This window comes from Massilia sp. S19_KUP03_FR1 (assembly GCF_036688685.1).
Lineage (GTDB): Bacteria > Pseudomonadota > Gammaproteobacteria > Burkholderiales > Burkholderiaceae_D > JALYUM01.
The window spans coordinates 137,970-152,327 of sequence record NZ_JAQQPS010000014.1 but is presented as its reverse complement, the minus strand read 5'-3'; the positions used below and the strand labels follow the sequence as shown (position 1 = coordinate 152,327).

The 14,358-nt window shown below is 61.8% G+C and carries 13 protein-coding genes and 1 tRNA gene; 3 read left to right on the top strand and 11 right to left on the bottom strand.

The window, feature by feature from the left end; genetic code table 11:
• Positions 1-302: 302 nt before the first annotated feature.
• The 11 genes from V6M87_RS16950 to V6M87_RS16900 form a co-directional block, all read right to left on the bottom strand.
• Positions 303-1,532, bottom strand: a complete 1,230-nt coding sequence (locus V6M87_RS16950) for an ABC transporter permease (protein ID WP_332877824.1) — start codon at positions 1,530-1,532, stop codon at positions 303-305.
• The gene (locus V6M87_RS16945) at positions 1,525-2,259 is read right to left on the bottom strand and encodes an ABC transporter ATP-binding protein (protein ID WP_332877823.1); all 735 of its coding nucleotides are present in this window, start codon (positions 2,257-2,259) and stop codon (positions 1,525-1,527) included. Before V6M87_RS16945 ends, V6M87_RS16950 begins: the two co-directional genes overlap by 8 nt.
• Positions 2,256-3,494, bottom strand: coding sequence for an efflux RND transporter periplasmic adaptor subunit (locus V6M87_RS16940; protein ID WP_332877822.1), 1,239 nt, complete (start codon positions 3,492-3,494; stop codon positions 2,256-2,258). The genes V6M87_RS16945 and V6M87_RS16940 overlap by 4 nt, the downstream gene beginning before the upstream one ends.
• Positions 3,491-4,213 carry a YIP1 family protein gene (locus V6M87_RS16935; protein ID WP_332877821.1) on the bottom strand — a complete coding sequence of 241 codons (723 nt, stop codon included), beginning with the start codon at positions 4,211-4,213 and terminating at the stop codon, positions 3,491-3,493. The genes V6M87_RS16940 and V6M87_RS16935 overlap by 4 nt, the downstream gene beginning before the upstream one ends.
• Positions 4,214-4,317: 104 nt before the next feature.
• The gene (pth, locus tag V6M87_RS16930) at positions 4,318-4,902 is read right to left on the bottom strand and encodes an aminoacyl-tRNA hydrolase (protein ID WP_332877820.1); all 585 of its coding nucleotides are present in this window, start codon (positions 4,900-4,902) and stop codon (positions 4,318-4,320) included.
• 118 nt (positions 4,903-5,020) lie between these two features.
• On the bottom strand, positions 5,021-5,626 hold the full coding sequence (locus V6M87_RS16925; protein ID WP_332877819.1) for a 50S ribosomal protein L25/general stress protein Ctc: 606 nt from the start codon (positions 5,624-5,626) through the stop codon (positions 5,021-5,023).
• Between the two features lie 161 nt (positions 5,627-5,787).
• Complete coding sequence (locus V6M87_RS16920) at positions 5,788-6,738, bottom strand: ribose-phosphate pyrophosphokinase (RefSeq protein WP_332877818.1); 951 nt, start codon at positions 6,736-6,738, stop codon at positions 5,788-5,790.
• A gap of 162 nt (positions 6,739-6,900) precedes the next feature.
• A tRNA-Gln gene (locus V6M87_RS16915) sits at positions 6,901-6,977 on the bottom strand.
• A gap of 64 nt (positions 6,978-7,041) precedes the next feature.
• Positions 7,042-7,947, bottom strand: coding sequence for a 4-(cytidine 5'-diphospho)-2-C-methyl-D-erythritol kinase (ispE, locus tag V6M87_RS16910; protein WP_332877817.1), 906 nt, complete (start codon positions 7,945-7,947; stop codon positions 7,042-7,044).
• 2 nt (positions 7,948-7,949) lie between these two features.
• Positions 7,950-8,525, bottom strand: coding sequence for a lipoprotein insertase outer membrane protein LolB (gene lolB, locus V6M87_RS16905; RefSeq protein WP_332877816.1), 576 nt, complete (start codon positions 8,523-8,525; stop codon positions 7,950-7,952).
• 41 nt (positions 8,526-8,566) lie between these two features.
• Complete coding sequence (locus tag V6M87_RS16900; RefSeq protein WP_332877815.1) at positions 8,567-10,321, bottom strand: tetratricopeptide repeat protein; 1,755 nt, start codon at positions 10,319-10,321, stop codon at positions 8,567-8,569.
• A 95-nt stretch (positions 10,322-10,416) separates the two neighbouring features.
• On the opposite strand from V6M87_RS16900, the gene mutM reads away from it, so the two are divergent.
• From mutM to mutY, 3 genes are read left to right on the top strand one after another with little or no spacing between them, the layout of a single operon-like run.
• Positions 10,417-11,250: a bifunctional DNA-formamidopyrimidine glycosylase/DNA-(apurinic or apyrimidinic site) lyase gene (gene mutM / locus V6M87_RS16895; RefSeq protein ID WP_332877814.1), complete on the top strand. Its 834-nt coding sequence runs from the start codon at positions 10,417-10,419 to the stop codon at positions 11,248-11,250.
• Positions 11,251-11,294: 44 nt separating this feature from the next.
• Complete coding sequence (locus tag V6M87_RS16890; protein ID WP_332877844.1) at positions 11,295-13,220, top strand: dynamin family protein; 1,926 nt, start codon at positions 11,295-11,297, stop codon at positions 13,218-13,220.
• A gap of 9 nt (positions 13,221-13,229) precedes the next feature.
• Positions 13,230-14,333: an A/G-specific adenine glycosylase gene (gene mutY / locus V6M87_RS16885; protein WP_332877813.1), complete on the top strand. Its 1,104-nt coding sequence runs from the start codon at positions 13,230-13,232 to the stop codon at positions 14,331-14,333.
• Positions 14,334-14,358: the final 25 nt, after the last annotated feature.

The window sequence follows — 14,358 nt, the reverse complement described above, 5'->3', positions numbered from 1 at the left end:
CATTTAACCGCCCACCGGGCGCGTGAGTATGTTGCCGTATTTTCGTTGTAAAATCCCTGCCGATTGATATGCATACGTGCAAAGCTTTCACAAAAACGGCGTTCGACCCCGCCTATCCGGGAATCGCCGTCGATTTTCCCGCGCTCTCAACGACGTGGAGCCGTGTCGAACGCGCATACTCTTCCTGGTAAGGTAGAGTGGAAAGAGTAAGTGCCAGCACGCGCTCGTCGATCCTGGCGACACATTGCGGCGGCACCGGCGTGAAATTGCAGTGGCGTCATGGCGGCCATGCGCCATGATGACTACTCGTAACGCAGCGCGTCGATCGGATTCAAATTTGCCGCCTTCGCCGCCGGCATGATGCCAAACAGAATCCCGACCGCGCTGGAAAACCCGATCGCCATCACGATGGCCCACCACGGCACCACCGCATCGGGAAAATTCGGAATCATCTTGGCCGCGCCGAAGCCGAGCAGGTAACCCAGGCCCAGCCCGACCAGGCCGCCCAGCACCGACAGGGTCGTCGCTTCGATCAAAAATTGCAGCAGGATGTGGTGGCGCTGGGCGCCGAGCGCCTTGCAGATGCCGATCTCGCGCGTGCGCTCGGTGACCGACACCAGCATGATGTTCATGATGCCGATGCCGCCCACCAGCAGCGAGACACTGACAATCCCGCCCAGCACTGCCGTCATCATGGCGATGATGTTGTCGAACGTCTCGCCCAGCTGCGCCGCGGTCTGCACTTTAAAATCGTTGCGCTGGCCGGGTTTTAGTTTATGGGCCGTGCGCAAGAGGCCGGTGAGGCGCCCCTGCACGGCATCGAGCTCGTCGATGTTATTGACCGTGAAGCTGATGCTGATACTGAGCTTGGCGGCGTTGCCGGCCATGGCGCTGCCCACCGAAAACGGGATCAGCGCAAAGTTATCCTTGCTGATGCCAAATGTTTCGCCCTGCGCTTCGTTCATGCCGATGATCTTGAACCATTCTCCGCCAATTTCAATGAATTGCCCGACCGGGTTTTCCGGCAGTTGCAATTCGTCGCGCAGCTTGGGGCCGATCACGGCCACGCGGCGGCGCGAACGGTCGTCGTCCGCGCGAATAAAGCGGCCGTACTGTGGAAACGACTGACTGGCATCCTGGTAAGCGGCGGTGACGGCTGTGATGCGCGAAAACGTCGACTGGCCGGCGTGGCGCACGGTGGTGCCGAAGTCGCCAAACGGCCCGAACGCCGGCGAGACATTGCTGATGTCGTCGATGTGCGTGACGATCCGGTCGAAGTCGAGCAAGGTCAGGACGTTGCGCTTGCCTTGCAGTTGCTGTTCGAACGGCGTGTCGGCAAATACGGTGAGGCTATTCGCGCCCAGGCCCTTGAACTGGTTGCCGATCGAGGCCGACAGGCCCTGGATCAGCGACACCACGGCAATCACCGACGCCACGCCGATGATGATGCCCAGCGATGTCAAAAAACTGCGCAGGCTATGGGCCCGGATGCTTTGCAGCGCCGAGCGAAAACTTTCGATGATGCTAAACATGCGTGCTCTCCCGCGCGCGATACGCCAGCCGCTCGGTGTTGACGATGTCGGACAGGACCTTGCCATCGGCCAGGCGCACGGCGCGCCGGCAATGCGCCGCAATGTCCGGCTCGTGGGTGACGATGATGACGGTCTGGCCCTCGGCGTGCAGGGTGTCGAACAGGGACATGATGTCGGCCGCGGTCGACGAGTCGAGATTGCCGGTCGGTTCGTCCGCCAGCAAAATCGACGGCTCGCTGCACAGCGCACGGGCAATCGCCACGCGCTGGCGCTGACCGCCCGACAATTGATTGGGCAAATGGTCCATGCGCTCCTGCAAGCCCACGCGCGCCATCGCCTCCTTTGCCCGGCGCGCCCGTTCGGCCGGGCGAATGCCGCGGTAGATCAGCGGCTGCATGACGTTTTGCAGCGCGGTGGCGCGGGTCAGCAAATTAAAACTCTGGAAAATGAAGCCAATTTCCACATTCCGGGTCGTGGCCAGCTCGGTTTCGCTCATCCCGGCCACATCCACGCCGTTGAGGAAATATCTGCCGTGCGTGGGGCTGTCCAGGCACCCCAGGATATTCATCATGGTCGACTTGCCGGAACCGGACGAGCCGATGAAGGCGACGTACTCGTTGGCCGCAATGTCCAGGTCGATGCCATTGAGCGCGGCGATGGTTTCGCCGCCCATCTGGTAATGCTTGGTAACGCCTTCCAGGCGGATCAGCGCGGCGCCGTCGCTCATGCGGGCGTGGCGGCCGGGGTGGCGGCGCTGACGCGGTCGCCCGGCTTCAGGTGGCGCAGGATTTTATAGGGTCCGGTGATGACCGACTCGCCCGCTTTGACGCCGGTAAGGATTTGCTGCTGGCTGTCATCCGACACGCCCACCGTCACCACGCGCTTTTCCGCCTTGCCGCCGTTGTTGATGAAGACCCAGCTCTCGGTCTTGACCTGCACCTTGTCGCGCGAGCCTTTTTTCCTGGCCACGTCGGTGGTCTCGTCATTGTTCGACAGCACGGCTTGCAGCGGCAGCGCCAGCGATTTACCGGAACTGGCCGTAAAGATTTCAGCGCGACAGGTCATGCCCGGACGTAAACTCAGCCCGTGGGTATCGGCCAGTTTCACTTTCACATTGTAGGTGCGCGCCAGCGATGCGCCCGACTGCGCCGCACCCGTGGCCTGCTTGGGCGACAGGGGAATAATGGCAACCGCGCCCTTGAGCTGCATGTCCGGATAGGCTGCGGTATGAATCGCCACTTCCTGGCCGACCGCGATCTTCGCAATATCGGCTTCGTCGACATTCACCTCGGTCATCATGGTCGCCGTGTTGGCAATGGTCATCAGGCTCGAGCCGGCAATGCCCACCTGGCTGGCAACGGCCGTTTCGCCGACCTTGATCTCGAGCGCGGTGATGGTGCCGCCGATCGGCGCGCGCACCGTGGTCTTGGCCAGCCGTTCATTCGATTGGCGCAGAATCGCTTCCGCCTGTTCCAGGCGCGAGCGGCTGTTGCGCAGCTCGATGCGGGCGCCATCGACGGCGAAACGGGCGTCGTCGATGACGGAGTCAGCAATCATTTTCATGCGGTGCAGCTCGACCTTGCGCTTGTATTGGCTTTCCTGGTTCGCCACATTCAATTGCTGCTGTTCGATGCTGATGCGCTGCTGGCGCACGGCCGCTTCCTGCTGCGCCACTTCGGCCCGGTAACTCTGGTCGTCCAGGTGCAGCAGCACCTCGCCCTTGCTGACCTGCTGCCCTTCCTTGACGAAAATGGTACTCACCTTGCCGATCACTTCGGGCGAGAGCAGCACCTGCTCTTCATACAACAAATGGCCGGATGCCAGCACCGACAGCTTGATGTCGCGGTAGGCAATCTGCTCGACATCGACGGCGCGCGCCGGCTCGGCGCGCGTGAATTTCAGGATCACCGGTACGGAAAACAGCAGCGCCAGACCAACCCAGAGCAGGTACTTTTTTTTCATGCCGCCTTGCTCGCTGCGTAGGCAAACCATGCGCCGTAGACCAGGACATGGGGAATCAGCACGACCAGGATCGCCGTGGAGCGCTTGACCTGCGCCCAGGTTTCAAAACCGATCACAAGCAGCACGATGCTCCAGATCGACGTCAGGCTGAGGGCGTCGGCCAGCGACGCGAACCGGTTCGCCATCTCGTAGTGGAACACCAATTGGTTGAGCGACACCGGGTTCAGGTCGGAGAAGCCGAGCTGGCCGGAGGAGGACAGCAGGATCTGCAGGGCGCCCAGAGGAAGCAGCAAGATCGCGGGAATGCCGGCCCACGCTGCGAGCGAGAAGCTTTTACCGAAAGACAAGCCATGCGACAGGGTTTTGGAAGCGATCATCAGGTAGGTGCCCATGATGACGAAAAACAGCGGGTAGAACACCAGCGTGCTGACCAGAGACGAAATCTGCAGAAAGTTTTTCGACATCACTTTGGCAGCCTGTTCGCGCTCGGCGGCCGTCTTCATCGAAGCGAGCATCTGGTCGAGCAGCCAGGTGAAGTCCACCACCGAAAAATACCAGAGCATCAGCACCGTGGTCGTGGCCATCAGCGCCAGCATCGGAAGCCAGCCTTGCGGCTTTTCCTGCAGCCCCCGAAAGGTCGCGGCGGGCTCGTACAACATGGTGGTGAACGTGCTCATGGTCGAGGCGCGGGCAGTCGGTATGTCCTTGATTGCTTCCAATTATATTCTCCATGAATAACGGCAGCCAGGGGGTGGCTCATGGAGAATAGCAGTAAATGTTGATGTTTAAAAGATACCTCCAGGAAGTATTTTTTGGTGCTGCGCTACACCGTATGCAACTGCATGGTCGCGATATCGAGCTTGCCTTCGCACGCCAGCGGCATGATGCGCACGCTTTTGTCGATGGCTTCCTCGATCAGGTTCTGCTCTTCCTTGCGCGGGCGGTGCAGCACGAAGTCGGCCACCGGCTGCTGGATGCCCATGGTGCGCGGATGGCCGATACCAAGGCGCAAGCGCCAGTAATCCTGGGTACCCAGCGCCGCGGTGATGTCCTTCAAGCCATTGTGGCCGCCCGACGAGCCGCCCTTCTTCAGCTTGGCGACACCTGGCGCGAGATCGAGTTCATCGTGCACGACCAGGATTTCATCGGGCAAAATTTTAAAAAAGCGCGCCAGGCCGCCGACCGACTGGCCGGAACGGTTCATGAAGGTCTGCGGCTCGAGCAGCCAGACGTCGTTGCCGGCGATGCTGGTTTTGGCGACGAAGGCATTGAAGCGCGCTTCGCGCTGAAGGCGGCAGCCCGGCAAGCTGTTGGCGAGCTGGTCAACCAGCCAGAAGCCCGCATTGTGGCGGGTCTGTTCGTATTCGGGCCCGGGATTGCCGAGGCCGACGATGAGGCGTATGGACATAGGCGTTGCGTCAGGGATGGGTGCGGAAAGGCAGCATTATAAAGGCCGGACGTAAAAAAACCCGCCGGGCCGGAGCCGCAGCGGGTTTTCGGTCAAACCGCATTGCTGCGGTTTTACATTACTTCTTTGGCTCTTCAGCAGCAGCTTCGGCTTCAGCCGAAACCTGGCCAGCTGGAATGGCAGCGGTCGCAACGGTCAGGTTCTGGCCGTGGTTCAGCGCGGTCACGCCTTTTGGCAGGACCAGGTCATCGAGGTGGATCGAATGGCCGACATCGAGGTTGGCCAGGTCGACTTCGATGAACTCTGGCAGGTCAGCTGGCAGGCACGAAACGTCCAATTCAGCCATCACGTGCGAGATCACAGCAGCGTGCAGTTTCACCGCTGGCGAGGTGTCGCCGTTGACGAAGTGCAGTGCGACTTTCGCGTGCATAGGCTGGCTGGCATCGACGCGCTGGAAGTCAGCGTGCAGAACCAATTGCTTAAATGCGTGCATCTGGAAGTCACGCAGCAAAACTTGCTGGGTAACGCCGTCGATTTCCAGGTCCAGGATCGAGCCGTGGAAGGCTTCTTTCTTCAGGGCGTGCCACATGGCGTTGCCGTCCAGTGTGATCAGCACTGGTGCAGCGGTGCCGCCGTAGATGATGCCTGGGGTTTGGCCAGCCTTGCGCAGGCGGCGGCTCGCTCCGGTGCCCTGCAAAGTGCGGTTGTATGCGATAACTTTCATGTGTTGCTCCAAAAATGCAGGCCAGGCCTGCGTAAATGAAGGCCCCCGCGACCAGGGACCTTCGTGGTCGGGTGCAATACGCACCCGAGAATTCTATAAAGCGGAACGGCGCGCCGGCAAAAAAATCGCCTGGCGCGCCGTGTTGCAAATAATTTTACTGCTTAATCCATGAACAGCGACATCACCGAGTCGCCCTTGACGATGCGCTTGAAGGTTTCGGCCAGCAGCGGCGCGCAGGTCAGTTGGCGGATCTTGCCGCAGGCGGCAGCAGCGGCCGACAGCGGGATCGTATCGGTCACGACCAGCTCGTCCAGCGTCGAGGCGGTGATGCGCTCGATGGCAGGGCCGGACAGCACGGCGTGGGTGCAATACGCGACCACTTTCTTGGCGCCGCGTTCTTTCAACACTTCAGCAGCCTTGGTCAGGGTGCCGGCGGTGTCGACCATGTCGTCCATAATGACGCAGTTGCGGCCTTCGACTTCACCGATGATGTTCATCACTTCCGACACGTTCGCCTTCGGGCGGCGCTTGTCGATGATGGCCAGGTCGCAACCGAGGCGCTTGGCCAGAGCACGGGCGCGCACCACGCCGCCAACGTCCGGCGAGACGACCAGCAGGTCGTCGTAGTTGCGTTTTTGCAGGTCGCTCAGCAGCAATGGCGAAGCGTAAATATTGTCAACCGGGATATCGAAGAAACCCTGGATCTGGTCAGCGTGCAAGTCCATGATCAGGACGCGCTCGACGCCGGCTTCTTCCAGCATGTTGGCAACCACCTTGGCGGAGATTGCAACACGGGCCGAACGCGGACGGCGGTCCTGGCGTGCATAACCATAATAAGGAATCGCGGCGGTGATGCGGCCGGCGGAGGCGCGCTTCAGGGCGTCAACCATCAGGATCAGTTCCATCAGGTTGTCGTTGGTCGGTGCGCAGGTCGACTGCAGCACGAAAACATCTTTGCCCCGCACGTTCTCGTTAATTTCGACCATGACTTCGCCGTCCGAAAACTGCGAAACCACGGCTTTGCCGAGAGGAATACCGAGGTTTTTTGCGACCCCTTCTGCCAGCGCCGGATTAGCGTTGCCGGTAAAAACCATCAGGTTTTCGTAAGCCATGGGAGTCCCAAGAGGTAAGCGTTGATGTCTTTGATATTCGCTGACCGGGTGTCCGGACAGCGAGGAATGCCTAAAAAAACTAAAGGCAGATCCACGAGTGCGGTATCTGCCTGGTTCGCCTGCTGGACGCAAACATCGCATCGACAGACCAGACTAAACGAATGGCAGGGGAACAAGGATTCGAACCTTGGTATGCTGGAATCAAAATCCAGTGCCTTAACCAGCTTGGCGATTCCCCTACGCAACTTGCTGCTTGCCGTTCTTCATCCGCATTTTAGCTTCAAAATCACGACAGGCCGAATTTTATTCTACAACGCAACCATTATGCAAGAGCGATTTGAGTGGATGCTGCTTCAGCGAACGGGCTTTCCAGCCCTGCCACACACCTGCCATGTCAGCAAGTACCTGGTCCGCTTCGGCTTGCGTGGCAAAGGCGCAAAATACACATGCACCTGACCCCGTCATCCGCGCATCGCCGTAAGATGATAACCAGTCGATCGCTTTTGCGACAGGTGGAAACAGCGTAACAGCAACTGCTTGCAAATCGTTCCTTCCAAACCCCGTCAAACCCATGCTGCCAGTGAGGTGTCTGGAAAAGTCCGATATTGTGACGGGATTTGTGTTTCTTGTCAAACCCGTTGCGGAAAATATCGCCGGGGTTGGTACGGCGACGCCTGGCTCGATGACGACAAACCACACATCGGGGCCGGCCACGGCCTGCAAAGCTTCACCCACGCCTTCGGCAAAGGCGGTCTCGCCGAAGATAAAAAACGGCACGTCAGCCCCCAGCGGCAGCGCCAGCGCCATCAGTTCTTCCCTTGTAAAACCGGCTTGCCAGAGGTGGTTGGCGGCGATGAAGGCGGTGGCGGCGTCGGACGAGCCGCCACCGAGGCCACCGCCCATGGGCAGGATTTTATGGACAGCGACATCGATCCCGGGCGCCGGCCGGCCGTGACGCTTTTGATACGCACCTTGCAGCAGGCGCAACGCGCGCACGATCAGGTCCTGCTCCGCCGGCACACCAAGCACGTCGGTGGTGCGCACGATCTGACCATCAGGCCGCACGTCGAAGTCGAGCGTGTCGCCATGGTCGAGCATCTGGAACACGGTTTGCAGCAAATGGTAGCCGTCGGCACGGCGGCCGGTCACGTGCAGGAACAGGTTCAGTTTGGCTGGCGCGGCGCAGCCGTGCAGGGAGCTTGGGGCCATCGTCACTGTGTCTGGATGGCAAAGCGGATGGCCAGATCCTCGCGGTCGGCGTCGATGCGCTTGGGCTGCGGCACGGCCGCGGTATCGTCCTGCCAGGTAACGAAGCGCAGGCGCCAGCCATCCTTGGTGACGACCGTGTTGTTGGCCGGCGACGCGATAAAACGCTTGCCGTCGGCACCGGTGGCGTAGCCCTGCAGCCAGTCGCGCAGGCCGGACACCGGCAGCGGCCAGCCCAGCGCATCGTGGGTCAGCGTTTCCAGGTCTTTGGCCACGCGCGGCGCGCGCTCGGCCTGGGTCAGGGTGGCAGATTCGGGCGTGACGACAATCGTCGCCATGGTCTGGCCCAGCGGCGAGGCCAGGCTGACCTCGACCCGGCCCGGCGTCTGCTGCCAGTCGAATTTACCCGTGAGCGGCTGGGGCTGGCCATCTTTCTGGTAAGTCACCGACATGGTGCCGGCCAGGTTGATGGTCTCGCGATACGCCGCGACAGGGGCCTGGGACAGCGGCCCGCTGGGGGTAATAGCGCAGCCGGCCAGAACAGCCGCGCAGGCGGCGAGAGCGAATACACGACGGATCATCGGCAACAATCGTAAATGGAAGACCGGGCTATTTTACAGGGCTACAGTACCTGGTTCAGCCGCGCCAGCGTGGTGCGCAGCGAATCGTTGCGCGGGTCCTTGGCCTGGGCCGCACGCCACAGCTCGCGCGCTTCGTCTTTCTTGCCCTGCTTCCACAGCACCTCGCCCAGGTGCACGGCGATGTCGGCATCGTTGCGCAAGCCATACGCACGGCGCAATTGCGCCTCGGCTTCATCGAGGTTGCCCATGCGGTAATGCACCCAGCCCATGCTGTCCATGATGAAGGGATCGTCGGGCGCCATGCCCTGCGCCTTGCGGATGAGTTTCAAGGCTTCCGGCAAGCGCACATTGCGGTCGGCCAGCGAGTAGCCGAGGGCGTTGTAGGCGTGCTGGTTGTCGGGCGCCTGCACCATTACGCGGCGCAGCGTTTTTTCCATCACATCCACGCGCCCGGCCTTCTCGGCCATCAGCGCAAAGTCATACAACAGGTCGGGGTTTTTCGGATATTTGGCGGCGGCCTGTTCCATCAATTTGTAGGCTTCGGCGGCTTTGCCAGCGTCGGTGAGCAGTTGCGCTTCGACGCCAATCAGCTGGGCCTGCTCGGCCGGTTCGGTCGGCGACAAGCCCGTCAGGATACGGCGCGCAGCCGGCAAGTCGCCCTGCCGGGCCGACAACTGGGCCCGGCGCACCTGCACGGCCAGGTTCATTTTCGGGTCATCGCTGCCGACCTTGTCCAGCCAGGCCAGCGCCCCCTTCAGGTCGCCGCGCTCTTCGGCCAATTGGGCCAGCATGACCAGCACCTTGGACGGGTCCTTGTCTTCGGCATTGCTGCTGCTCAGCACATCGAGGAAGCGCACCAGCAGCTTTTCGGCCTCGGCCGGCTGGTTCATCTGCATGGCCAGCACACCCAGTGCGTAGATGTGCGCGGGGTTGTCCGGCTGGGCCTTGGCCAGCGCCAGGAACTCGTTGCGGGCGCCGGCGTAATCCTTGCGGTTGACCAGCACGCGGGCATATGCGCCGCGCACTTCCAGCGACTTCGGATAGCCGTCCAAAAATTCTTTCAGCAGCACGCCGACTTTGGCGTCGTCCTCCATGGCCTGGGCCAGGCTCAGGATGGCGAGTTCGGAATCGGGCTTGATGGCCAGCGCCGCTTTCGCTTCGCGCGCGGCGTCCGCTTTGGCGCCACGGGCAAACGCCCCTTGCGACAGCACCACGTGCGCTTCGAGCGTGTTGCCGTATGGCGCCACCAGGCGCACCAGCATGGCGCTGGCGGCCTCTTTATCGGGGGCGCGCGCCAGCAACTGCTGCGTCTGGAACAGCGCCAGGCCGCGCGCTTCCGGCGGCATGCCGGCCAGGCGCGATCGCAGGATCGGCTCGGCGTCGGCAAAATTATTGGTCAGCACCACCAGGCCCAGATAGTACTGGGCCGCTTCGTCGGAGTCGGGGGCGATGCTGCGCCACAGGCGCAAGGCCGCCAGCGCATCGTCGGCCTGTTTCGCGGTGATCGCCATTTCGGCGGCGCGGCGCGCCAGGCGCGGGTCACGCGTCTGCTGCGCCAGGCTCAGCATCGTCAGGTACGGCCCCTGGTATTCGCCACCGCGAAATTCGAACTCGGCGCGGCTGAGCTGAAACAGCAGGTTGCCGGTCAGCTCGACGTTGGGCAAACCGGCGTCCGGATCGGGGCTGGCCGCTTCCACCACCGGCGTGGGGACGGGCGCAACGGGGGCGCTGGACGGCACACTGGCGCACGCCGCCATCAAGCTGCTGAGAGTTACAATAACGAAAGCGTTTTTCAAGGCAGGTCCGGGAGTCTGGAAAGATCACCGATTCTACGCCCAAGCCCCGCATCCCGTCGTCCGCTGCGCCATCATTTACTTAAACCCGAATATTCATGCCCGAACTCCCAGAAGTCGAAGTGACCCGGCGCGGTGTCGCGCCGCATTTGGAAGGCCGTATCGTCGACAGCGTGGTGCTGCGCCGCGAAGGCCTGCGCTGGCCGTTCCCGCCCGATTTGCACGCCATTCTGGCCGGCCGGCGCGTCCTGCACATCGGCCGGCGCGGCAAATATCTGTTGATCGGGTTCGAACATGGCACCTTGATCGTGCACCTTGGCATGTCCGGCCACCTGCGCGTGATTCCACCGGCCACTGAACTAAAAAAACATGATCATTTCGATCTCATCGTCGACAGTCCGGACGGCAAGCAAGCGCTGCGCCTGCACGATCCGCGCCGGTTTGGCGCGGTACTGTGGCATCCATACGACGCTGGCGAACTTGATCAGCACGTGCTGTTGCGCGGCCTCGGCGTGGAGCCGCTGGAACACGGTTTTGATGGTGCAATGTTGTTTAAAGCGACACGCAAGCGCAGTGCCCCGATCAAGCAAGTGTTGCTGGCAGGCGACTTGGTAGTAGGAGTAGGAAACATCTACGCGTGCGAGAGTTTGTTCCGTGCCGGCATCAATCCGAAGACTGCGGCAGGCCGCATCAGCCGGGCCCGCTACGACCGCCTGGCCGATGCCATTCGAACAATTTTGGCCGAGGCGATCGTGCAGGGCGGCAGCACCCTGCGCGACTTTATTGCCGTAAATGGACAATCGGGCTATTTCCAACAGACTTATTTCGTCTATGATCGTGCAGAAGTGCCGTGCAGAAACTGTGGCACACCGATTCGACAGATCAAGCAGGGTCAGCGCTCGACATTTTATTGCGTCAACTGCCAGCGCTAGGGTCAGATGAATACCAGTAATAAAACATTTGCAGCGAGACAATGATGGTGCAGAACTTTGAACATTACGGCGCGTGGCGCCAGGGCGTCACCCGTGCACTCGACAGCTACCGCGACTGGGCCAGCGCCGCCGAACTGCTCGACGCCGGCACCGCCCAGCGCCTGGAGACGGCCCGTTCCAGGTTGCAGGATGATCGTCTCTCTGTCGCCTTCGTGGCGGAATTCTCGCGCGGCAAATCCGAGCTGATCAACGCATTGTTTTTTGCCGATTACGGCCAGCGCATCCTTCCCTCCTCCGCCGGCCGCACCACCATGTGCCCGACCGAGCTGATGTACGACCCGGCATTCCCGCCCTGCATCCGCCTGCTGCCGATCGAAACGCGCGCACTGAACCTGTCAACCAGCGATTTTCGCGACGACCCGGATGCGTGGACCACGCTGACCCTGAACCTCGATTCGCCGGGCCAGATGCACGACACGTTCCAGCAAGTGAGCCTGACCCGGCGCGCCAGCGTGGCCGAAGCAAAAAGCTTCGGCCTGTACGACGAGGACGACCAGGATCTCGCTGCCACAGTCGATGCCAATGGCACTGTGGAAATTTCCATGTGGCGCCATGCGATCATCAATTTCCCCCATCCGCTGCTGAAACAAGGCCTGGTCATTGTCGATACACCGGGTCTGAACGCCATCGGTACCGAGCCAGAACTGACGCTGAACCTGATCCCGAACGCGCACGCGGTGCTGTTCATTCTGGCCGCGGAAACCGGTGTGACGAAGAGCGACATCGAAGTCTGGCGCAACCATATCGGCCCAGGCCCGGGCCGCATTGTCGTGCTCAACAAGATCGACGCGATGTGGGACGAACTCAAATCGGACGCCGCCAACGACGCTGAAATCGCGCGCCAGCAGACCAGTGTGGCGCAGATGCTGGCGCTCGACCCTGGCCAAGTGTTCCCCGTGTCGGCGCAAAAAGCGCTGGTAGGGAAGATCAACGGCGACATGGCGCTGCTAAAAAAATCGCGCCTGAACGCGCTCGAAACGGCGCTCTACCAGGAACTGATTCCGGCGCGCCAGGAAATCATCCGCACCCAGCTCTCAAGCGACCTCGATGCGCTGGTCAGCGCCCAAGGCGTGCTGCTGGGCGCGCGCAGCCGCGACATGGTCGAGCAGTTGCAGGAACTGAAAAGTTTGCGCGGCAAGAACCACGGCGTGGTTTCGCACATGATGAAACGCATCGACGTCGAGAAGAAGGAATTCGACGCCAGCCTGTTCAAATTGCAAGGTACCAGGGCGGTGTTTTCCACCCTCTCCAACGAGCTCTACACCACGCTCGGCATGGACGTGGTGCAGCATGAAATCGACACCGTGCGCGCCGCCATGCAGTCGACCCGTTTCACCACCGGCATGCGCACGCCGGTGCGCCACTTCTTCGACCAGGCACGTAAAAACCTGACCCGCTCGGAAGCGCAAATCGTCGAAATTTCCGCGATGATGGAATCGATGTACCGTAAATTCTCGGCCGAACACGGCCTGTCGCTGGCCATGCCGATGGGCCTGTCGCTGACCCGCTATCGCGACGAACTGAACGCCATCGAAGCCGTCTACGACAAGCAGTTCGGCACCGCGACCTTGCTCATGACCAGCCGTAACACGGTACTGGAACGCTTCTTCGACTCGATCGCCTCGCGCGTGCGCCGCACCTTCCGCGCCGCCAACGCCGACGTCGAAGCATGGCTGAAAGTCATCATGTCGCCGCTGGAAGCGCAGATCCGCCAGCACAAGGATCAATTGAAGCACCGCCTGTCCTCGATCCAGCGCATCCACGACGCCACCGACGGGCTGGAAAAAAACATCTCGGCATTCGAGGCGCGCCAAGGCGATATCGACAAGGTCCGCGCGCGCCTGCAGCAACTGGCCGGCGCCGTCACGGCGGCAATGGATGCTCCAGCACCATTGGCCAAAGCCGCCTAAAATGGGCGCATGAACCGACTCACCGCACCCTCCGACCTCGCCGATCCCACCTTTTCCGACGCTGTCATCTCATGGCAGAAAATCCACGGCCGCCACGCGCTGCCGTGGCAAAACACCACCGACGCCTACCGCATCTGGCTGTCCGAAATCATGCTGCAGCAAACCCAGGTGGCCGCCGTGCTGGGCTACTACGCGCGCTTCCTGGAACGCTTTCCCGACGTCAAAACGCTGGCCGCCGCACCCAGCGAAGACGTGATGGCGCACTGGGCCGGCCTCGGCTACTACACCCGCGCGCGCAACCTGCACGCCTGCGCAAAACGCGTGGCCGCTGAATACGACGGCGTGTTTCCCGGCGACCCGGCACTGCTGGCCGATTTGCCCGGCATCGGCCGCTCCACCGCCGCGGCGATTGCAGCTTTTTCCGGCGGCTTTCGCGCGGCTATCATGGACGGCAACGTCAAGCGGGTGTTCGCACGCGTGTTCGGCATCGACCAGTACCCGGGCGAGAAGCGCGTCGAGGAAGCGCTGTGGCGCCGTGCCGACGCCCTGCTGCCGGTCGCGGGCATCGAGTCTTACACGCAAGGCTTGATGGACCTGGGCGCGACCCTCTGCACGCGCAGCCGGCCTGCCTGCGAGCGCTGTCCGCTGCAGGATCGCTGCGTCGCGTACGCCACCGGCCGCACCGCCGAGCTGCCGATCCGCAAGCCGAAAAAAACCATCCCGGAAAAGCACACCCAGATGCTGGTCATCGTCGACGCTGGCCAGGTCGTGCTGCACCAGCGCGTGGCCAGCGGCATCTGGGGCGGCCTGGTCTCGCTGCCCGAAGTGGACGGCCACCTGGCCGCGCTCGACACGGCGCCGCAGGATGAGGCCATGCTGCGCGCCGCCGGCATCTTCGGCGCGGTCGAGGAAATGGAAGCACTGCTGCCGCTGGTGCACGGCTTCACACATTACAAGCTGACCATTCAGCCGTTTCGCGTGGCACTGGCACAACGGAACATCCTGCCAGCCGGCTATCTCTGGCACGACATGGCCACCATCGAGGACGCCGCGCTGCCGTCACCGGTCAAGAAACTGCTGGCACAACTGGCGCTGCCGAGCCTGTTTAACTGAGACGGGCCCGCCTGCGCACGTACCA

What these genes read in the sequence shown, in the direction of transcription:
- V6M87_RS16950 (WP_332877824.1), bottom strand. Translation starts at nt 1,532, where the DNA reads ATGTTTAGCATCATCGAAAGTTTTCGCTCGGCGCTGCAAAGCATCCGG.
- V6M87_RS16945 (WP_332877823.1), bottom strand. Translation starts at nt 2,259, where the DNA reads ATGAGCGACGGCGCCGCGCTGATCCGCCTGGAAGGCGTTACCAAGCAT.
- V6M87_RS16940 (WP_332877822.1), bottom strand. Translation starts at nt 3,494, where the DNA reads ATGAAAAAAAAGTACCTGCTCTGGGTTGGTCTGGCGCTGCTGTTTTCC.
- pth (WP_332877820.1), bottom strand. Translation starts at nt 4,902, where the DNA reads ATGTCCATACGCCTCATCGTCGGCCTCGGCAATCCCGGGCCCGAATAC.
- V6M87_RS16925 (WP_332877819.1), bottom strand. Translation starts at nt 5,626, where the DNA reads ATGAAAGTTATCGCATACAACCGCACTTTGCAGGGCACCGGAGCGAGC.
- V6M87_RS16920 (WP_332877818.1), bottom strand. Translation starts at nt 6,738, where the DNA reads ATGGCTTACGAAAACCTGATGGTTTTTACCGGCAACGCTAATCCGGCG.
- ispE (WP_332877817.1), bottom strand. Translation starts at nt 7,947, where the DNA reads ATGGCCCCAAGCTCCCTGCACGGCTGCGCCGCGCCAGCCAAACTGAAC.
- lolB (WP_332877816.1), bottom strand. Translation starts at nt 8,525, where the DNA reads ATGATCCGTCGTGTATTCGCTCTCGCCGCCTGCGCGGCTGTTCTGGCC.
- mutM (WP_332877814.1), top strand. Translation starts at nt 10,417, where the DNA reads ATGCCCGAACTCCCAGAAGTCGAAGTGACCCGGCGCGGTGTCGCGCCG.
- V6M87_RS16890 (WP_332877844.1), top strand. Translation starts at nt 11,295, where the DNA reads ATGGTGCAGAACTTTGAACATTACGGCGCGTGGCGCCAGGGCGTCACC.
- mutY (WP_332877813.1), top strand. Translation starts at nt 13,230, where the DNA reads ATGAACCGACTCACCGCACCCTCCGACCTCGCCGATCCCACCTTTTCC.